This is a genomic window from Streptomyces cellostaticus, from assembly GCF_023630175.1.
Taxonomy (GTDB): Bacteria; Actinomycetota; Actinomycetes; order Streptomycetales; family Streptomycetaceae; genus Streptomyces; species Streptomyces cellostaticus_A.
The window spans coordinates 78270-97797 of record NZ_JALLIN010000026.1 but is presented as its reverse complement, the minus strand read 5'-3'; the positions used below and the strand labels follow the sequence as shown (position 1 = coordinate 97797).

Below are 19528 nucleotides of genomic sequence, written 5' to 3'. Positions count from 1 at the left end.
TGGCGGAAGACACCACCCATGAGCCGTTACCGGGTCGTAAGCTCACGGACATGCAGGTGATCCAGTCGACCAAGCTCGCCAACGTCTGTTACGAGATCCGGGGGCCGGTTCTCGAGGAGGCGATGCGCCTGGAGGCGGCCGGGCACCGCATCCTGAAGCTCAACACGGGCAATCCCGCCGCGTTCGGCTTCGAGTGCCCCCCGGAGATCCTCGAGGACATTCTGCGCAACGTCTCCGGCGCGCACGGCTACGGCGACGCCAAGGGCCTGCTGGCCGCCCGCCGCGCGGTCGTCATGCACAACCAGACCATCGGCATCGAGACGGACGTCGAGCACGTCTACATCGGCAACGGCGTCTCCGAGCTGATCGTGATGGCGATGCAGGGCCTGCTGGACGACGGCGACGAGGTGCTCGTGCCGGCACCGGACTACCCGCTGTGGACGGCGGCCGTCTCCCTGTCCGGCGGCACGGCCGTGCACTACCGCTGCGACGAGCAGTCCGACTGGATGCCCGACCTCGCCGACGTGGAGCGCAAGGTCACCGACCGCACCAAGGCGATCGTCATCATCAACCCGAACAACCCCACGGGCGCGGTGTACGACGAGTCGGTGCTCAAGGGCCTGACCGACATCGCCCGCCGGCACAACCTGCTGGTCTGCTCGGACGAGATCTACGACAAGATCCTCTACGACGGGGCCACGCACACCCCGACCGCGAAGGTCGCCCCCGACCTGCTGACCCTCACCTTCAACGGCATGTCCAAGGCCTACCGGGTGGCCGGCTACCGCGTGGGCTGGATGTCGATCTCGGGCCCGCGCGCGCACGCCGACTCCTACATCGAGGGCCTGACGGTCCTGGCGAACATGCGCCTGTGCGCGAACATGCCGGGTCAGCACGGGGTCGTGGCCGCGCTCGGCGGCCGGCAGACGATCGACGACCTGGTGCTGCCGGGCGGCCGGCTGAAGGAGCAGATGGATGTCGCCTACGAGCTGCTGACCCAGATCCCCGGGGTGAGCTGCGTCCGGCCCAAGGGCGCGCTGTACCTCTTCCCGCGGCTGGACCCGCAGGTGTTCAAGATCAAGGACGACCGGCGGATGGTGCTGGACCTGCTGCGCCAGGAGAAGATCATGGTCGTCCAGGGCACCGGGTTCAACTGGCCCGAGCCGGACCACTTCCGCGTGGTGACCCTCCCCAGCGCGGGCGATCTCCGCGACGCGGTGACCCGGATCGGAACCTTCCTCGACGGCTACGGCCAGCCCTAGTGCTGTGAGGCGGACAGGAGTCCGACCACAGAGCCCGGGGACCGGCCCCGGAGCCTCGGATGCTGCCGACGGTAGCCGGAGGGCCGCGATCCGTGACCCGACTCAACTTTAGACGAAATCCAAGCTAGGATGGCTTCCTGTCAGAGCACAGGAGGCCATCCCCCATGTACGAACCGATCCGCACCAAGTCGGTCCACAGCACGATGGCCGGCGACCCTTCCGACTTCCCCCACCGCTCGCGCGAGGAGGAGCTGGACATCCAGCTCGCCGGCCATCTCGCGGCCCTGCTCGCCGTCACCGACGAACTGCGCGCCCTCACCCCCTGCACCGACCTGGAGACGGCCGCCGAGCGGCTCGCGGCCCAGGTGGCCCGGCTGCGCGGAGGGCGGGCGCCGTTGCGCGCCCAGCCGTCCGCCGCCGGCGGACCCCAGGGCCTGCACCGACGGGCGCACGCCCTGGCGGGCCGCGCGCTGGTGGTCGCCGCCTCCCGCGCCGACACCGCGGCGGCGATCCTGTCGGCCGAGCGGATGGACGCGCACGCCGCCGCCCTGGCCGGGCCGAGGGAACTCAGCTCGGCCCACTGACCCCGCCCAGGGTCCCCCGAACGGCCCCGGTCCGCGCGCACCCGCAGCGACGCGCGGACCGGGCGCCACACAGCCGGCCGGCCTCAGCGCCGGACGTACACCGTCGCCGAGGCCGTGGCGCCCTCGTGCAGGGCGTCACCCGCCCAGGCGACCGTGTAGGTCGTGTCGCGGCGGGCGCGCGGCAGGTCGTCGACGGCGAAGGAGCCGTCGGCGGCGACGGTGACCGACGACAGGGTGCCGGTGCCGAGCCGGTCCGTGCGCTTCACGGTGAGCGTGGCCCGCTCGGGCAGCGCCTTGCCCTGGGCGGCGAACGTCCCGGTGATGTGCACGCCCCCGCTCATGGTCGCCTCCTCGGGCGCGGTGAGCGTGATCGAGCTGGGCGCCTTGCCGACCGTGACGGTGGTGGTGACGTCCGTGGCCGGACGGTGGGTCAGGTCACCGAGGAAGGACACGGTGTACGTGGCCTCGCCGACCAGGTCGGGCTCGTCCAGGACGGTGAAGGTGCCGTCCTCCTTGACGGTCGCGGTGCCGAGCTGGTGCGTGCCGTCGGCGTCCTGGCGGACGGCGGTCACCTTGAGCGGCCCGGCGGGATCGGGCCCGTCCCACTGGAGCCGGCCGCGCACCGCCAGCGGCTCGCCCGCCACCGCCGCCGAGGGGCTGTGGGTGAGACCGCCGGTGAACGCGGTGTCGTACTGGACGGCCGGGGGCTGGATGACGTGCAGCCAGTACTGGCTGCCGGCCGCGTTGGTGGTCACCGCGAACAGCCGGGAGCCGTCGGCCGACCACTCCATGCCGCGCGGGGCGACCCGGTCACCGTCGAGGCTGCCCTCGAAGACGAACTCCAGCGGGGCCGTCGCGTCGGTGGGGTCGGCCGGCTGGAGGAGCAGGTCGGGCGTGGCACCGGTGGCCGCCGCGCCGCGCGCCAGGTACTTGCCGTCACCGCTGAAGGCGACCGAGCTGGCGGTGGCGCCGGCCGGCAGGGCCGGGTAGGCGTCCGCCGTGTCGGAGAGGTCGTCGGTGTTGAGCAGCCGGGTGCCGTAGGCCGCGTCGGCGAGGGCCACCTTGCTTCCGTCGGCGGAGAACGCCATGTCCTTCAGGTTGAGCGCACCGTGGCCGGCGCTGTCGGCGAAGCGGCGCGCGGCGTTGCGGACGAGGGAGTCGCCGCTGGTGTCGTAGACCGTGACGAAGGGGTCGGCGGCCTTCGCGTTGAGCGGCTGGCCCATCAGCATCCGGCCGCCGGGCCCCGCCTCGAGCTGGAGCTTGCCGGAGTCGTTCCAGCCGGTACGGGTGTACGCCCCGTTGACCACGCCGTCCAGGTAGGTCTGGGCGGTGGGGCACTCCCCGAGGTACTGGGAGTACGGCGTGGTGAAGTACAACTGCCCTCCGGAGAAGGCCAGGTCGCGGCCGCAGGTGTCGGTGCTGGCGTTGGTGAGGAGGGCCGGCTCGAGGGTGGTGGTGTCGTAGGTCTGGATCTGCTCGCGCAGGCCGGCGTAGAGCCGGGAGCTGTCGGCGTTGAGCGCGAGACCGGAGACATGGGCCGGCGTCTGCAGGGTGGCGACCCGCTCGCCCTGGAAGTCGTAGACGGCGATGGTGCCCTTGTTGAGGTAGTAGCCGGTGTTGCTGTCCGCGACGAAGACGCGCTGGTGGACGGAGTCGACCGCGATCGCGGAGTACGAGGAGATCGGCAGCTTGACCACGGCGTCCGAGGCCGCCGCGTAGGCGGCGGGCGCGGCGGCGACGGTCAGTCCGGTCCCGGCGAGAGCGGCGGTCAGCAGCGTGGCCGCGAGCCGTCCGGATCGGTGTGCAGTATTCAACTGTGCCCCCCACAGGCTTGGTTGGGCGCTCCACCGGTGCCGATGGGGCGCCTGTGGACGTCATCCAACCGGTGTGAAGATCCAGTAGCAAGGGGGCACGCAGCGGGGACCCGCACCTTTGTGCGAGTCCCCGCCGGGGTTGTCACCACGGCCGGCCGTGACGATCGCTGGTCAGGGCATCCGGACCGGCCGTGGAGTCATGGGGTGCCGGCCTCAGCCCAGGCGCTGCACCAGCGCCCGGTACTGGTCCCACAGTTCCTTCGGGGTGTGGTCGCCGAAGGTGTTGAGGTGCTCGGGGACCAGGGAGGCCTCCTCGCGCCAGACCTCCTTGTCGACCGTGAGCAGGAAGTCCAGGTCGGTGTCGGACAGTTCGAGGCCCTTGGTGTCCAGCGCCGCCTTGGTCGGCAGGATGCCGATCGGGGTCTCGACACCCTCGGCCGTGCCGTCCAGCCGGCCCACGATCCACTTCAGGACGCGGCTGTTCTCGCCGAAGCCCGGCCAGACGAACTTGCCCTCGTCGTTCTTGCGGAACCAGTTGACGTAGTAGATCTTCGGCAGCTTGGCCTGGTCCTTGTCCTTGGCCACGTCGACCCAGTGCCCCATGTAGTCGCCCATGTTGTAGCCGCAGAACGGCAGCATGGCGAACGGGTCGCGGCGCAGCTCGCCGACCTTGCCCTCGGCGGCGGCGGTCTTCTCGGAGGCCACGTTCGCGCCCAGGAAGACCCCGTGGTTCCAGTCGAAGGACTCCGTGACCAGCGGCACCGCGCTGGCCCGGCGGCCACCGAAGAGGATCGCCGAGATCGGCACGCCCTTGGGGTCCTCCCACTCCGGCGCGATGATCGGGCACTGCGCGGCCGGGGTGGTGAAGCGGGCGTTGGGGTGGGCGGCGGGCGTACCGGACTCGGGGGTCCAGGAGTTGCCCTTCCAGTCGGTGAGGTGGGCCGGGGTCTCCTCCGTCATCCCCTCCCACCACACGTCGTTGTCGTCCGTCAGCGCCACGTTGGTGAAGACCGAGTTGCCCCACAGCGTCTTCATCGCGTTGGCGTTGGTGTGCTCACCGGTGCCGGGGGCGACGCCGAAGAAGCCGGCCTCGGGGTTGATGGCGTACAGCCGGCCGTCCTCACCGAAGCGCATCCAGGCGATGTCGTCGCCGATGGTCTCCACGGTCCAGCCGGAGACCGTCGGCTCCAGCATGGCGAGGTTGGTCTTGCCGCAGGCGCTCGGGAAGGCGGCGGCGACGTACTTGGACTCGCCCTGCGGCGGGGTGAGCTTGAGGATCAGCATGTGCTCGGCCAGCCAGCCCTCGTCCCGGGCCATGACGGAGGCGATGCGCAGCGCGTAGCACTTCTTGCCGAGCAGGGCGTTGCCGCCGTAGCCGGAGCCGTAGGACCAGATCTCGCGGTCCTCGGGGAAGTGGGAGATGTACTTGGTGGAGTTGCACGGCCAGGGGACGTCCTCCTGGCCCGGCTCCAGCGGGGCGCCGACGGTGTGCACGGCCTTGACGAAGAAGCCGCTGTCGCCGAGCTCGTCCAGGACCGGCTGCCCCATGCGGGTCATGGTGCGCATGGAGGCCGCGACGTAGGCGGAGTCGGTGATCTCGACGCCGATCGCGGACAGCGGGGAGCCCAGCGGGCCCATGCAGAACGGGACGACGTACATCGTCCGGCCCCTCATCGAGCCGCGGAAGACACCGCCCTCGCCGCCGGAGCCCTGGAAGATCTCCCGCATCTCGGCCGGAGCCTTCCAGTGGTTGGTCGGGCCGGCGTCCTCCTCCTTGGCGGAGCAGATGAAGGTCCGGTCCTCGACGCGCGCGACGTCGGTGGGGTCGGAGGCCGCGTAGTAGGAGTTCGGGCGCTTGATCGGGTCGAGCTTGCGGAAGGTGCCCTTCTGGACGAGCTCCTCGCACAGGCGCTCGTACTCGGCCTCGGATCCGTCACACCAGACCACGCTGTCCGGCTGCGTCAGTTCGACGATCTCGTTGACCCACGAGATCAGTTCCTGGTGATGGGTGGGGACGCCGGTGGGAGCCGCGATGTCGCGCGCCACGATTGCTCCTAAATGAGGGATTTTTTGTCTTGTCGCCCCGTGGGGGCCTCGACCCGGACGCTTCGTAGCCGCTCATCCGGTGCCGACCGCACTCATTTGATCATCCGATTCTAGTGCCCATCTGTCCAGAGGGCATCACAGGTGAGCGACGTGAGGAACACCACGGTTACCGCGGTTCTTTGCGTACACATGAAGTTCGACAGAAGGACTTTTTGCGTTGGGGCTCTCATGGGGGCGCCCTGACACACGACTTACGGAGCCGTAGGTACCATGCCCGGCATGACTGCGCCCGTCCCCGACGCGCCCCAGGACACGCCGGCCGCCGGCCGCGGTCCCGTGGCGCTCTCACTGCCGCACCCGATCAAGCCGCGACTGCGCGGCTGGCTGCACCTCGGCATGTTCCCGGCCGTGCTCGTCGCGGGCCTCGTGCTCACCGCCCTCGCCGACTCCAGCAGAGGCCGGATCGCGTGCGGCATCTACGTCCTGACGGCATGCCTGCTCTTCGGCGTCAGCGCGCTCTACCACCGGGGCGACTGGAGCCCGCGGATGGACGGCGTCCTGCGCCGCCTGGACCACGCCAACATCTTCCTGATCATCGCCGGCACCTACACACCGCTGACCATGCTGCTCCTGCCGGGCGCCAAGGGCCAGTGGCTGCTGTGGGGCATCTGGGCCGCGGCCGCCGCGGGCATCGTCTTCCGCGTCTTCTGGGTCGGCGCCCCGCGCTGGCTGTACACGCCGTGCTACATCGCGATGGGCTGGGCGGCGGTCTTCTTCCTGCCCGACTTCATGCGCAGCGGCGGTATCGCCGTCCTGGTTCTGGTCATCGTCGGCGGCCTGCTGTACAGCGCCGGGGGCGTGATCTACGGCATCAAGCGGCCGAACCCCTCACCCCGCTGGTTCGGCTTCCACGAGGTCTTCCACTCCTTCACCCTCGCCGCCTTCGTCGTCCACTACGTCGGCATCTCGCTGGTGGCGTACCAGCACGCCTGAGCGCCCCCGCGCACTCCACGGCCACGGCTCGCAGCCGTGGCCGTTCTTCGTGCGCCCGAAAGCACCTCCCGATTGACAGCAAGCTTGTTTTGATAGTTACTGTCATTTCATGGCTACTGTCATCGACAGGGGAGAGACGCGGCGCGACCCCCGCCGCTGGTGGGCCCTCGGGGCCCTGGTCGCGAGCATGCTGACGCTCGGCTTCGACATGACGATCCTCAACGTGGCGCTGCCGACCATGGCCGACCGGCTCGGCGCCACCACCGGTCAGCAGCAGTGGACGGCGGACGCGTACGTCGTCGTCTTCGCGGCGCTGATGCTGCCCGCCGGACTGCTCGGCGACCGCTTCGGACGGCGGCGGATGCTGATCACCGGCCTCGGGATCTTCCTGGCCGGTTCGCTGGCGGGCGCCCTGGCCGGGGACGTGAACCAGGTGATCGCCGCCCGTACCGTCATGGGCGTCGGCGCCGCGCTGATCACCCCGCTGGCGCTGTCGGTGCTGCCGTCGCTCTTCGCACCCGACGAGCAGGGCCGGGCGATCGCCCTGGTCTCCACCGGCTCCGCGCTCGGTCTGCCGCTGGGTCCGATCATCGGCGGCTGGCTGCTGGACCACTTCTGGTGGGGCTCGGTCTTCCTGATCAACGTGCCCATGGTCGCGGTCGGCATCGCCGCCTGCGCCCTGCTGCTCCCCGAGACCGTCGACCCCGCCTCCCCCCGGGTCGACGTCCGCTCCACCGCGTTCACCGCGGCGGGTCTCGGCGCCCTGATCTACGCGATCATCGAGGCGCCCGAGCGGGGCTGGGCCGATCCGCTGGTCCTGGGGACGCTCACCGGCTCCGCCGTCCTGCTCACCGGGCTCGTCCTGCGCGAGCGGCGGATGGAGCGCCCCCTGCTCGACATGGCACTGCTGGCCCGCCGCGGCTTCCTGCTCAACACGATCGCGGCCACCCTGGTGATGTTCGTCCTGTCCGGCCTGCTGTTCGTGCTGCCGCCCTACCTCCAGGCCGTCCTCGGCAACGACACCCTGGGCACCGGCGTCCGGCTGCTGCCGCTGGTGCTCGGTCTGGCCGTCGCCGCGAAGCTCGCCCCGCCGGTCACCACCCGCTTCGGGGCCCGCGCCACGGTCGCCGCCGGCCTGGTGGTCCTCGCCTTCGCCGGTCTCCTCGGCACCCGCACCACGACCGGGTCCGGCTACGGCTTCACCGCGCTGTGGCTCTCCGTCGCGGGGCTCGGTTCGGGTTTCGCGCTCGTGCCGTCGATGACAGGGGCGCTCGCCACCCTGCCCCGCGACCGCGCCGGCAGCGGCTCCGGGCTGCTGCTGACGATGCGCCAGGTCGGCTCCGCGATCGGGATCGCCCTGCTCGGCAGCCTGCTGTCCGGCGTCTTCCGCGACCGGCTGGACGTCACCGGCCTGCCCGCGGGGGCCGCCGGCACCGCCGGTGACTCCGTGGTCGCCGCGCACCTGGTCGCCGCGCGGACCGGCTCGGACGGGCTCGCGGCCTCCGCGGACAGCGCCTATGTGCACGGCATGGGCCTGGTCCTGCTGGTCTGCGCGATCGCCGCCCTGGTCTCCGCGCTGCCGGCCGCGGCACTCCTGCCCGGTGGCGAGCCCTCCGCGCGCGGGGTCTCGCGCACCGGTCCCGAGATGGTCACCCCCGGGCCGGATGCCGGACAATGACCGCATGACGGCAGCACCCTCTCCCCTCTCCCCCGCCGACCGCCCCCGGCCGGGCCTGCGGGAACGCAAGAAGATCAAGACCCGCGAGGCGATCCGCTCCGCGACGTACGCGCTGGTCGGGGAGCAGGGGTACGACGCCACGACGATCGAGCAGATCGCCGAGCGGGCCGAGGTGTCGCCGTCGACGGTCTTCCGGTACTTCCCCACCAAGGAGGACATCGTCCTCACCGACGAGTACGACCCGCTGATGGTGCGGGAGTTGCGGTCCCGGCCGGCCGGTGAGCCGTGGATGGACTCGCTGCGGTACGTGATGGACAAGTCCATCGACGCGATGGCGCGGGAGAACCCCGAGGTGCTGCGGATGCGGGCGCACCTCGGCGTCCAGGTCCCCGCCGTCCGCTCCCGGATGGTGGAGAGCATGTCGGAGACCGGGCGGCTGCTGCGCGGCGCCCTCGCCGAGCGGGCCGGCCTCGACCCGGACGCCCTGGAGGTGCGCGTCTACGCCATGTCCCTGGTCGGCGGCATGATGGAGGTCTACATGGCCTGGGCGGAGAACGACTTCGAGGGCGATCTGCGCGACCTCGTGCATCGGGCCCTGGACGTCCTGGAGCACGGTCTGCCCACCGGAAATCCCTGAGCCCCGGCGCCCCGCGGCGTGTCATCCTGGCCGGGTGAACGGTCCCGAGATCCACGTCGAGTTCGCCCCCGGTCTGGCCCTGTTCGTCCCGAGCCGACGGCGCCGGGGAGCCACCGCCCTGGTCACCGACGGCGTCTCGACCCTCGGCCACGTCGTCGAGTCGGCGGGCGTCCCGCTGACCGAGGTCGGAGCCCTGCGGGTCGACGGCCGCGAGGTGCCGGCCTCCTACGTCCCCGGCGCGGGCGACTCGGTGGAGGTCCGCTCCGTCGTCCGTCCCCAGCGGGTCCCCGGCGCACCGCTCCGCTTCCTGCTCGACGTCCACCTCGGCACCCTCGCCCGCCGGCTGCGCCTGCTCGGCGTGGACACGGCGTACGAGTCGATCGACATCGGCGACCCGGCGCTCGCCGCGCGCTCGGCCGCGGAGAAGCGGGTCATGCTCAGCCGGGACCGCGGCCTGCTGCGCCGCCGCGAGCTGTGGGCCGGAGCGTACGTCTACAGCACCCGCCCCGAGGACCAGCTCCGCGACGTCCTCGAGCGCTTCGCCCCCGAGCTGCGCCCCTGGACCCGCTGCACCGCCTGCAACGGCCTGCTGGCGGAGGTCACCAAGGAGGAGGTCGCCGGACAGCTCGAACACGGCACCCGGCACACCTACGACGTCTTCGCCCGGTGCGGCGACTGCGGCCGCGCCTACTGGAAGGGCGCGCACCACGACCGGCTCGAGGCCATCGTGGAGCGCGCCCTGGCGGAGTTCAGCGGACAGGGCTGACACCGCCCGCCGCTCAGGTGGTGTTCAGCGCCCGGCCCAGCCGCTCCGGATCCGTCGTCGGGGCGTCGCAGGCGAAGTTCCGGCAGACGTAGGCCGCCGGCCGGCCGTCCACGAGCGGGCGGTCGGCGAGCAGTGGGAACTCCTCGCCGCCGGGTGTCCCGGCCGCGACCACCGCGCCCGGCGCGGTGCCGAGAAGTGCCTTGCGGTGCAGGGCCGTTGTCGCCTCGTCGGTCAGGGAGGGGCCGACCACCGCCACTTCCCGCGGGCCGTCGAGCAGGGCCTCGGCCACGGCCAGCCCCCAGCCGACGAACCGCGGCACCCGCGGGCCCAGCGCCTTCACGACGCCCAGCGCCCGCTCCGCGGCGGCGCGGTGCGGCTCGGAGCCCGTGTGGGCGGCGTAGCCCAGCAGGGCGCCCGCCGCGGCACTCCACCCGGAGGGGGTGGCGTTGTCGGTGGGGTCCTGCGGCCGGCGGATGAGCTGCTCGGCGTCGGCGGCGGTGTCGTACAGGGCGCCGCCGGCGGGGTCGGCGAAGCGGGCCGGCACCTGGTCGACGAGCAGCCCGGCGAAGTCCAGCCACACCCCCTCCCCGGTCACGGACGCGAGCGCGAGGAAGCCCTCGGCGACGTCCGCGTAGTCCTCCAGCACCCCGGCGTTGGGCCCCACCAGGCCGTCCCGGCTGGTCCGGGCGAGACGGGCGTGCTCGTCCAGGTGCACCCGGACCAGGAGATCGGCCGCCGCGACGGCGGCCCGGACGAGGTCGGGCCGGTCGAAGTAGGCGCCGGTCTCGGCGAGCGCGGCGATCGCCAGCCCGTTCCAGGCGGCGACGACCTTGTCGTCCCGGCCGGGGGCGGGCCGCAGCGCGCGGTGCGCCAGCAGCCGCTCCTTGACCGACGCCACCTGCTCGGCGTCGAAGACGCCCTCGGTCTGCGGCAGTTGCAGCACCGACCGGCCGTGCTCGAAGGTGCCCTCCTCCGTCACCCCGAAGTACCTGGCGGCACGTTCGGCCTCGCCGCCGAGGACCTCGCGCAGCTCCTGCGGCGTCCAGACGTAGTAGGCGCCCTCGGCATGGCGCCCGGTGCCGTCGTCGCTGTCCGCGTCGAGGGCCGAGGCGAACCCGCCCTGCTCCGTGCGCAGTTCGCGGACCATGAAGTCGGCCGTCTCCAGGGCGACCCGCCGGGCCAACTCGGATCCGGTCGCCCGCCACAGATGGGCGTACACCCGGCACAGCAGGGCGTTGTCGTACAGCATCTTCTCGAAGTGGGGCACCACCCAGTCGCGGTCGACGGAGTAGCGGGCGAAGCCGCCGCCGAGCTGGTCGTAGATGCCTCCCCGGGCCATCCGCTCACAGGTGTCGGACGCCATCTGCAGGGCGCCCTCGGCACCGGTGCGGGCGTGGTGCCGCAGCAGGAACTCCAGCACCATCGACGGCGGGAACTTGGGCGCCCCGCCGAATCCGCCGCGCTGGACGTCGTACTCCCGGGTGAGCGCGAGCAGCGCCTGGGCCGGCTCCTGCTCTCCGGGCGGCTCGGTGCCCTGGTCGCCCAGCTCCCGCTGGGACAGGTCCCGCACGATCTTCCGCGCGACCTCGCCGACCTCGCCCCGCCGGTCGGCCCAGGCCTGCCGGACGCCCTCCAGCACCTGCCGGAAGGAGGGCATGCCGTGCCGGGGCTCGGGCGGGAAGTAGGTGCCGAAGTAGAAGGGTTCGGCGTCCGGGGTGAGGAACACGGTCATGGGCCAGCCGCCCTGACCGGTGGCCGCCTGGACCGCCTCCATGTACACGGCGTCGACGTCGGGGCGTTCCTCGCGGTCGACCTTGATGCTGACGTAGTGCTCGTTGAGGTAGTCGGCCGTGGCCTGGTCCTCGAACGATTCACCGGCCATGACGTGGCACCAGTGATCAGCCGGCTAAGTGGCACGACGAGTAACCCACCGAAAGAAGGATGGGAACGTCGCGCCTCTTGGCCTCTTGCATCGCCTCCTCTCCCCATGGCCACCAATCCACCGGATTGCTGGCGTGCTGGAGGAGATACGGAGACTGGGAGTGAGCCAGTCGATTCATACCGGCATCGTCGCACGACGGAGGCCGTTCGGCACAGCACGCGGGGACGTACGACCGCCGAATGCGGCGACATTCTCGGTTGACAGACAGTCACTTTGGACTACGCTCGGGCAGGTTCGTGGTCCCTCAATACCCGAGACCACATGGGCGAATCTTCCGCCGGTGTTCGGCCAGGCCGGTAAATCCCTTGATGCTTCGACGCTGCGATGCTATTACAGCGGCTCCTTGAGGAAGGCTATTTCTGCGCGCTTTATCGGCTTCGACACCGGTCATGCCGGCAGTGCGCCTGCGCCCGGCCCGAAGAAGTCGCCGTCGAGACCGGCCCGCTCCTCCGGCGGCCTCGCGCGGCCCGGCGAACGGCCACGAGGACCGCGCCGGACGCCGCTGCCGCCGCCGGCGCTCGATGCTCACCGGCCGCCGCCCGGAGCAGGCCGGCGAGGAACGGTCGATCGACCCGCCCCGCAACGGCACCCCGCCCGGCCGACCGGCTGGTGGTCGCCCCGCGCGAGGGCGTCGGCGCCCTCGCCCGGTTCACCGGCGAAAGCGCCGTGCACTGATGGCGCACCGTTCGGCGGCCGTGGCCGACCGCGCCGACACTTCCTGGAGGCCCTCATGACGACACACCCGACCGACCAGTCGCCCGGCGACATCCCCGACTGGGCCCACGGCGTCCGCCGGCTCGTGGTGTTCAGCGGTGCCGGCATCTCCACCGACTCCGGCATCCAGGACTTCCGCGGTCCCTCCGGCGTCTGGACCCTGAGCCCGGGACTCCAGACGAAGCACACGTACCAGGCCTTCATGGCGGATCCCGAACTCCGGGTCAGCTACTGGAAGACGCGCTACGAGCACCCCGTCTGGGGAGCCGAGCCCAACGCCGGCCACCGCGCGGTCGCAGCGCTCGGCGAGTCGGGGATCGACACGACGGTCGTGACGCAGAACACCGACGGGCTGCACCAGCTCGCCGGCACACCCGCCGACCGGGTCCTCGAGTTGCACGGCACGATGCGTACCACCCTGTGCGTCGCGTGCGGGGACCGCTCGCCGACCACGGACGTGCTGGCCAGGATCGAGGCCGGCGAGGCCACGCCGCCGTGCCCGCGGTGCGGTGGCATCCAGAAGACCGCCAGCACCATGTTCGGGCAGACCATGTCCCCCGAGACGTTCGTCCGGGCCGAGGAGGCCGTCACCTCGTGCGACCTGATCCTCGCCGTGGGGACGACACTCACGGTCGAGCCCGCGGGCTCGCTGTGCGCGAGCGCGGTGAACGCCGGGGCGACCCTGGTCATCGTCAACTGGGATCCCACGCCCTACGACGCCATCGCCACCGACATCATCCGGGACCCGCTGGGCGAGGCGCTGCCGCGCATCGCGGCACAGCTGCGGGCCGCCGCCTCGGGTGCCGCCACCCGTGCGGAGGCCGCCGCCGAGGAGACGGCCGCGCCGGCGGCGCGTCCCGGTGTGCTGCTGCGCGCGGACGCCCGGACCGCGCGGTTCCGCTCGCGGACCGCCGAGCTGGAGCGGCTCGCCCAGTGGTGTGCGGGCAGCGGCACCCGGACCCATCTGGTGTCCGGGCCGGCCGGCAGCGGCAAGTCCCGCCTCGCCCTGGAACTCGCCGACCGCGTGGGCGAGTCGGGCGACTGGGACGTGGTGTTCCCGACGCGGGGAGCAGGCCTTCCCGACACCGGGCGGCCGCTGCTGGTGGTCGTGGAGAGCGCCGAGACCCGCGGCGAGCAGGTGGCCCGGCTCCGGACCGAGGCGGCGGCACGCGAGTCCGGCGCACCGGTCCGCCTGCTGCTGCTCGCCCGCACGGACGGCCCCCGGCCGGCGGCGGACACGTACGAGGAGCTCGGGGCACCGGACACGGCGGGGCAGGGCCACGCCGACGCCGTGCTCGAGGCCGCCCGGGACTACGCGGCGGCCCTCGGCGCCCCGGCCGCCGCGGCCGTCCCGACCCGGGACGCGCCGTCGCTGCCCGGCGCCCTGCAGGCCGCGGTGCTCGCCACGGCACTGGCGCCGTCCGCCGGTACGGGCGGGCAGGACGAGGGCCTGCTGCTCCGGTGCGAACTGGCTTATCTGCGGGCCGCCGCGGACGAGCACGGGCTGGAGCTGCCCGCCGGCGTCGTGGCCGGTGCGGCCGCCACCGCCGTCCTGTGCGGCGCCGCCGACGAGGAGGCGGCCCTCGCCGCCCTCGGGCACCTGCAGGCCCTGGAGGAACCGGAGTTGCGGCTCCGGGTCGCGCGGTGGCTGCGCGAGATGTACCCGCCGGCCGCCGGGGACCCCGGCTACTGGAGCGAGTCGCTGCCCGACGCGCTGGACGAGGAGCTGGTCGCCGAGGTCGCCACACCCCGGTTCCTGCTCGCCGCTCTGATGGAGACCAGCGAGGATCAGGACCGGCGCGTGCTGACCGTGCTGGCCCGCGCCGCGCACACCCGTCCGCAGGTCCGCCGGCGCCTGACCGAGCTGCTGTCGCTGCTGCCGGGTGTCTCTCCCGCGGCGGTCGAGGTGGCGCTGGCCGGCGGCTACCCGGCACCGCTGGCCGAGGCGCTGACCGCCCTGGCCGATAAGAACCCCGCCCTGCCCGCCGACCTGCTGGACGCCGTACCGTCGGGAGTGACGGTGTTCGGCGAGTTCCCGGTGCTGCTCGCGGAGAGCCTGGTGGACGCCTACGAGCGGCGGGCGCGGACGCAGAACGGGCTGCGCGGCCTCACCAGGACGCTCATCGAACTGGCCGAGCGCCAGGCCGACCTGGGCCGTGCCGAGCAGGCCCTGGACGCGGCCCGCCGGGCGGTGGAGACCGCCGGCGCGCTGGAGCAGCAGGACGGCCACCTGGCCCGGGCCGAGCGGGCGCTGCAGCGGGCCACCGAGCTGAGCCGGTGACGGCGGTGAGCTGAGGCCGGGCGCCCGCCGGGGACGGGCCCCGGTCCTGCTGGACCGGGACGTCGGCCGCGGCGAGGAACGGCTCGGTGCGCGGCTCGCTCCGGCATGGCCATGCGACGGGCCGGGGCGTGGAAGCGCTCCGCTTCGGTGTGACGGACCGCGGCCGGGCCGGACGTCCGAGCCCTTCCCGCATCCCGCGGCCCCGTGTGACTATCGCCCACGGCACCGCGTACGAGTGAGGAAAGCACACCGTCACGACGACCGAAAAACGGCCGCTGACAAGGGAGTTGTCCGGAAATCCGCACCCATCCGCTGATCGTCGCCCCCTCGCCAACCCGCCGCCTCCGAAGGACACTCGTAGGCAACGGAGTTGTCGCCGACAGGGGGACGGGACATGCGGGACGGCCATCGGACCGAGGCCGAGCGGCTGCTGGCGCGGGCCGTGGACGAGGAGGTGCGGCGCTCCGGCGGCCGCACCGACGGGCAGTTGCTGCTGTCGCGGGCGCGCGGCTCGCTGGACACCATGGCCCAGCAGGCCGCCGAGGAGTACGAGACCTATGTCCGCGCGCTCGACGAGGCCGAGGCCGGCCGGCTCACCTTCGGCGAGCGCTACACGCGCGAGGGCGCCGGAACGGCGGTGCTGGTGGCCGCCGTCGCCGCGGCGGCCGCCGCCGTCGCCGACCTGTCCCTGGGCACCGGCGCCGGCACGGCCGTCGGCGCCGGTGTCACCGCGGGCGTCGCGGGCGCCGTCGCGACGGTGGTGAAGGTGGCCGGCTCGCACCTGCCGGCCGCCCATCACCGGGCGGGCGCCGCCGGACAGCCCGGGGGCCCCGAGCAGCTCCGGCTGCAGTGGCTGACCGCGCTGGAGGTGCGCGGCATCCGCCCGTTCCTCGACCAGCAGCGGGTGCTGGCCGCCTCCGCCGGGCCGAGGAGGAAGACCGGCCCCGCGCTGCGCGGCGCCGACAAGAGCGCGGCGGCCCGCCGGCGTACGGTGCTGGAGCAGTCCTTCGGGCAACTTCCGGAGCCGGACGGGCCGTTCGCGGGCCGCCGGCCGGAGCTGGCCCGGATCAGGCAGTGGGCGCAGGCGGCCAGGGCGGCCACCGAGACCCGGCCGACGGTGGTCGTGCTGCACGGCGAGCCGGGATCGGGCCGCACGACGCTCGCGGTCCGCGCGGCGCACGACCTGCGGGACCACTTCCGCGGGGCGGTCGTCGTGGACCTGCGCGGCGGCAGCCGGGACGAGCCGCCGCTGCCCGTCCGGGACGCGCTGCTGCACCTGCTGAACCGGCTCGGCGCACCCCGTGAGCAGTTGCTGTTCCGCGAGCGCTCCTCCCCGGACCAGCAGGTCAAGCGGCTGTCCGAGCTGTACCACCGGCATCTGACCGGCCTGCCGGTGACGATCGTGCTGGACGACGCCTCGGACCCGGAGCAGGTGCGGGCCCTGGTGCCCGAGCGCTCCGACAGCCTGGTACTGGTCACCGCCCGCACCCCGCTCGAGCTGCCCGCGGAGCTCGCCGCCTGGGTGCACCACCTGCCGGTGCGGGAGCTGGACGCGGCGGGCGCCGAGGAACTGCTGGGGGCGACGGCACAGGACGCCTCGGGGCCGTACGACGCGGAGTCCGCCGACCGGGTGCGCGAGTTGTGCGGCGGCCTGCCACTGGCGCTGCGCGTGGCCGGCTCCTCGCTCGGCCCGCGTTCGCCCCGGCAGCTCGCCTCGGACCTCGGCGCGTACGGCCCGGTCGAGCCGGTGGAGCGGGCGCTGTGGCTGCGCTACGCCGACCAGCCGGACCCCGCGCGCCGGCTGCTGCGCAGGCTGGCGCTGGCCGGCCGGGCCTCGCTCGGCGCGGCCGCGGCCGCCGCCCTGCTGGCCACCGACGAGCCGGCCGCCGGCCGGCATCTGGCGGCCCTCGCGGACGCCGGCCTGATCGACCACGTGCGCGGGAGCCGCTACCGGCTGCACGACCTGGTGCGGGCCTTCGCCCAGGCGCGGCTGCTGGACGAGGAGGACCCGGCCGAGCGGGCGGCCGCGCAGGAGCGGCTGGTCGTGAACTACGCGGAGCTGGCCGACTCCGTGCTGCGCCTGGTCGACGGCAACATGTCGACGCGCTCGAACCAGTTCGGCGGGCACGGCTTCACCTCGCTGGACGAGGCGCTGCGCTGGCTGGACGACGAGTCCAGCTTCATCACGGCCGCGCTGCGCCACGCCGAGGGCGTGGACCGGGCCGCCGTGCAGAACCTGCTCGGCGCCCTGTGCGACTACTGCCTGCTGCGCGGTGACCTCTACCGCCTCGGTGAGATCAGCGAGCTGGCGCAGGCCGTGGACGAGGGTCTGCTGATGCGCTCCGTGCAGTGGCGCACCGGTATCGCGGCCCGGCAGCTCGGCGAGCTCGACAAGGCGCGTACCACGCTGGCCTCCGTGGTCGACCTCTACCGGGAGGCCCACCAGGACGCGGGCGCCGCCCGCGCGCTGTGCTCCCTCGGGATCACCCTGCACCACCAGGGCAACCTCACCGAGGCCGCGGCCCGGCTGCAGGAGGCCCTGGACCTGCAGGCGGCCGAGGAGCTGGCGACCGACCGGGCCTGGACGATGCACGCGCTGGCGGCGGTGCAGCGCGACCGGGCCCGGCTGCCGGAGGCGCTGGACCTGCTCACCCGTTCACTCGTCCTGCACCGGGAGGGCGGCTCCCTGCACGGGGAGGCGTGGGCGCACTTCCAGCTCGGCCAGCTCGCGCTGCGCACGGGCGACGTGCCCGGGGCGGAGACGGAGCTGCGGGCCGCCCTGGAGCGCTACGGCCGGACGCACGACGCGCGCGGCGAGGCCTGGGCGCTGACGCAGCTCGCCCGGGCGCGGCTGGTCGGCGGGGACGCCGGTCCGGCGGTGGAGGACCTTCGCCGCGCGGCGGCGCGGCACCGGGACAACGAGGACGCCCGCGGCGAGGCCTGGACGCTGTTCCACCTCGGGCAGGCGCTGGAGGAGACGGGGGAGCTGGACCGGGCGGTCCGGGAGCTCGAGCGGTCCCGGCAGATGTTCTCCCGGATGCGGGACGTCTACGGCCTTGCCTGCGCCCGGCACCACTCGGCGCGGGTCACCCGGGACCAGCGGGCCGCGCAGACCGGCTCGCTGCGCAACTCGGGTTTCGCCCGGCAGCTCCTCGTCGACGCCCGCGCCGACTTCCAGCGCATCGGCGTCGCCCACGGCGAGGCCTGGACCTGTCTGGAGCTGGCGGTGGTGGACGCGGGCAACGGCCGGATCCAGCAGGCGCTGACCCTGTGCGACGAGGCGCTGCCCCTGTTCACGTCCTACGGCGACCGCCGCGGGGAGGACTGGGCGAGGTTCCTGCGCTGCACCCTGCTGCCGTACGCGGCGCCGGGCGGGGTGGAGGTGGGCACGGCGGTCGCGCAGGAGGAGCTGACCCGGCTCGCCCGGGCCGCGCATCCGCTGCGGGACGACAAGCTGGCCGAGTGGGTGCCGGCCTACGCCCTGCTGCTGGAGCGGGGCGTCAGCCTGGAGGCGGGCTGGCAGGCATGGCGTCTGCGCATGACCCCGGACCGCCACGCCCGCGAGGTGATGGGGGTGGCGGTTCCGGCGCGGGGCTGACCCTCCCGGGTCAGGCCCGCGGCGTCTTCGGCCCGGTCTTCTCCTCGGCCCCGGCTTCGGGGGCCTCCTTGAAGTCGACCTTCTGCATCTGCTTGCTCATCGACTTCATCAGGCCCCACACGGCCAGGGCCATCACCGCGAACACGATGAAGCCGAGGACGCCGGGGGTGACCTTGTTCTCGTCGACCTCCTTGGCGAGAGGGACCAGATGCGTCAGTGCCAGGCTTGCGCTCATGTCAGGCATTGTCCCGGATGCCCGCGAAGAGGTCGTCCTCGGGGAGGGAGGTGTCGACGAGGGACTTCGCCAGCTCGTACTCCTCCGTCGGCCAGACCTCCTTCTGGAGGTCCATCGGCACCCGGAACCAGCCGCCGTCGGGGTCGATCTGGGTGGCGTGGGCGATCAGCGCCTTGTCGCGGACCTCGAAGAACTCCGCGCACGGGACGTGCGTGGTCAGCGTGCGCTCGACGCGCTCGAACTCCTTCCAGCGCTTGAGCCAGTCCCCGTACGGCGACTCCAGGCCCCGGTCCAGCATCGCGTGGTGCAGGGCCTCGGTGCGGGGCCGGTTGAAGCCCTGGTTGTAGTAGAGCTTCCGCGGCTGGTGGACGGGGCCGTACTCGGCCTCGGGGTACTTCTCCGCGTCCGCCGCGCCCTCGAACGCCACCATCGAGATCTTGTGGGTCATGATGTGGTCGGGGTGCGGGTAGCCGCCGTTCTCGTCGTAGGTGGTGATCACCTGCGGGCGGAAGGAGCGGATCTGCTTCACCAGCTCGCCGGCCGCCTTGTCGACGTCCTCCAGGGCGAAGCAGCCCTCGGGCAGCGGCGGCAGCGGGTCGCCCTCGGGCAGGCCGGAGTCGACGAAGCCCAGCCACTCCTGCCGGACGCCGAGGATCTCCCGGGCCTCGTCCATCTCCTTCTTGCGCACCTCGTGGATGTGTTCCTCGATGTAGGTGTCACCCTGCAGCTTGGGGTTGAGGATGGACCCGCGCTCGCCGCCGGTGCAGGTCACCACCAGCACGTCCACCCCCTCGGCCACGTACTTCGCCATGGTGGCCGCGCCCTTGCTCGACTCGTCGTCGGGGTGCGCGTGAACGGCCATCAGTCGCAGCTGGTCAGTCAAGACTCAATCCTCGGTAAGTCGGCGCCCCGTGTCCTCGGCGCAATCGCAGGCTTCTATAGTGACGGAATCGGGGGGCGATTAATTCCGCGGAGAGG

12 protein-coding genes and 1 pseudogene are annotated in these 19528 nt (G+C 72.9%); 8 read left to right on the top strand and 5 right to left on the bottom strand.

The annotated features are described in order from the left end of the window. Nucleotides 1–50 precede the first annotated feature (50 nt). Both MXD57_RS18310 and MXD57_RS18305 read left to right on the top strand, forming a co-directional pair. Nucleotides 51–1262, top strand: coding sequence for a pyridoxal phosphate-dependent aminotransferase (locus MXD57_RS18310; protein WP_250402534.1), 1212 nt, complete (start codon nt 51–53; stop codon nt 1260–1262). A 164-nt stretch (nt 1263–1426) separates the two neighbouring features. Further along, nucleotides 1427–1846: an SCO4983 family protein gene (locus tag MXD57_RS18305; protein ID WP_250402533.1), complete on the top strand. Its 420-nt coding sequence runs from the start codon at nt 1427–1429 to the stop codon at nt 1844–1846. Nucleotides 1847–1929: 83 nt separating this feature from the next. On the opposite strand, the gene MXD57_RS18300 is transcribed toward MXD57_RS18305, so the two are convergent. Both MXD57_RS18300 and MXD57_RS18295 read right to left on the bottom strand, forming a co-directional pair. Next, on the bottom strand, nt 1930–3660 hold the full coding sequence (locus MXD57_RS18300) for an Ig-like domain repeat protein (RefSeq protein WP_250402531.1): 1731 nt from the start codon (nt 3658–3660) through the stop codon (nt 1930–1932). Between the two features lie 213 nt (nt 3661–3873). Next, nucleotides 3874–5706, bottom strand: a complete 1833-nt coding sequence (locus tag MXD57_RS18295; RefSeq protein ID WP_250402529.1) for a phosphoenolpyruvate carboxykinase (GTP) — start codon at nt 5704–5706, stop codon at nt 3874–3876. Nucleotides 5707–5985: 279 nt separating this feature from the next. Here MXD57_RS18295 and trhA point away from each other — a divergent pair, with 279 nt between their 5' ends. From trhA to MXD57_RS18275, 4 genes are all read left to right on the top strand, one after another. Next, entirely contained in the window at nt 5986–6699 is a 714-nt protein-coding gene (gene trhA, locus MXD57_RS18290; protein ID WP_250402527.1) for a PAQR family membrane homeostasis protein TrhA, read from the top strand. Between the two features lie 109 nt (nt 6700–6808). Further along, nucleotides 6809–8377 carry an MFS transporter gene (locus tag MXD57_RS18285; RefSeq protein WP_250402526.1) on the top strand — a complete coding sequence of 523 codons (1569 nt, stop codon included), beginning with the start codon at nt 6809–6811 and terminating at the stop codon, nt 8375–8377. Between the two features lie 4 nt (nt 8378–8381). Next, a complete protein-coding gene (locus MXD57_RS18280; protein ID WP_250402524.1) occupies nt 8382–9014 on the top strand; it encodes a TetR/AcrR family transcriptional regulator in 633 nt (210 codons plus the stop codon). 34 nt (nt 9015–9048) lie between these two features. Then, nucleotides 9049–9780 carry a Mut7-C ubiquitin/RNAse domain-containing protein gene (locus MXD57_RS18275; protein WP_250402523.1) on the top strand — a complete coding sequence of 244 codons (732 nt, stop codon included), beginning with the start codon at nt 9049–9051 and terminating at the stop codon, nt 9778–9780. Nucleotides 9781–9793: 13 nt separating this feature from the next. Here MXD57_RS18275 and MXD57_RS18270 read toward each other — a convergent pair. Beyond that, a pseudogene (locus MXD57_RS18270) lies at nt 9794–11840 on the bottom strand (thioredoxin domain-containing protein). 612 nt (nt 11841–12452) lie between these two features. Between MXD57_RS18270 and MXD57_RS31825 the strand changes: the two are divergent. Together MXD57_RS31825 and MXD57_RS18260 are read left to right on the top strand one after the other, a co-directional pair. Next, on the top strand, nt 12453–14717 hold the full coding sequence (locus tag MXD57_RS31825; RefSeq protein ID WP_308290818.1) for a Sir2 family NAD-dependent protein deacetylase: 2265 nt from the start codon (nt 12453–12455) through the stop codon (nt 14715–14717). 394 nt (nt 14718–15111) lie between these two features. Then, nucleotides 15112–18315 (top strand): tetratricopeptide repeat protein, encoded by a 3204-nt coding sequence (locus tag MXD57_RS18260; RefSeq protein WP_250402522.1) that lies wholly within the window; start codon nt 15112–15114, stop codon nt 18313–18315. Nucleotides 18316–18325: 10 nt separating this feature from the next. Here MXD57_RS18260 and MXD57_RS18255 read toward each other — a convergent pair whose 3' ends face one another. Together MXD57_RS18255 and mca are read right to left on the bottom strand one after the other, a co-directional pair. Beyond that, nucleotides 18326–18559, bottom strand: coding sequence for a hypothetical protein (locus MXD57_RS18255; protein ID WP_374114719.1), 234 nt, complete (start codon nt 18557–18559; stop codon nt 18326–18328). Then, nucleotides 18552–19412 (bottom strand): mycothiol conjugate amidase Mca, encoded by an 861-nt coding sequence (gene mca / locus MXD57_RS18250; RefSeq protein WP_250402557.1) that lies wholly within the window; start codon nt 19410–19412, stop codon nt 18552–18554. Before mca ends, MXD57_RS18255 begins: the two co-directional genes overlap by 8 nt. Nucleotides 19413–19528: the final 116 nt, after the last annotated feature.

What these genes read in the sequence shown, in the direction of transcription:
- MXD57_RS18280 (WP_250402524.1), top strand. Translation starts at nt 8,382, where the DNA reads ATGACGGCAGCACCCTCTCCCCTCTCCCCCGCCGACCGCCCCCGGCCG.
- MXD57_RS31825 (WP_308290818.1), top strand. Translation starts at nt 12,453, where the DNA reads ATGACGACACACCCGACCGACCAGTCGCCCGGCGACATCCCCGACTGG.
- MXD57_RS18310 (WP_250402534.1), top strand. Translation starts at nt 51, where the DNA reads ATGCAGGTGATCCAGTCGACCAAGCTCGCCAACGTCTGTTACGAGATC.
- MXD57_RS18255 (WP_374114719.1), bottom strand. Translation starts at nt 18,559, where the DNA reads ATGCCTGACATGAGCGCAAGCCTGGCACTGACGCATCTGGTCCCTCTC.
- MXD57_RS18305 (WP_250402533.1), top strand. Translation starts at nt 1,427, where the DNA reads ATGTACGAACCGATCCGCACCAAGTCGGTCCACAGCACGATGGCCGGC.
- MXD57_RS18285 (WP_250402526.1), top strand. Translation starts at nt 6,809, where the DNA reads ATGGCTACTGTCATCGACAGGGGAGAGACGCGGCGCGACCCCCGCCGC.
- trhA (WP_250402527.1), top strand. Translation starts at nt 5,986, where the DNA reads ATGACTGCGCCCGTCCCCGACGCGCCCCAGGACACGCCGGCCGCCGGC.
- MXD57_RS18260 (WP_250402522.1), top strand. Translation starts at nt 15,112, where the DNA reads ATGCGGGACGGCCATCGGACCGAGGCCGAGCGGCTGCTGGCGCGGGCC.
- mca (WP_250402557.1), bottom strand. Translation starts at nt 19,412, where the DNA reads ATGGCCGTTCACGCGCACCCCGACGACGAGTCGAGCAAGGGCGCGGCC.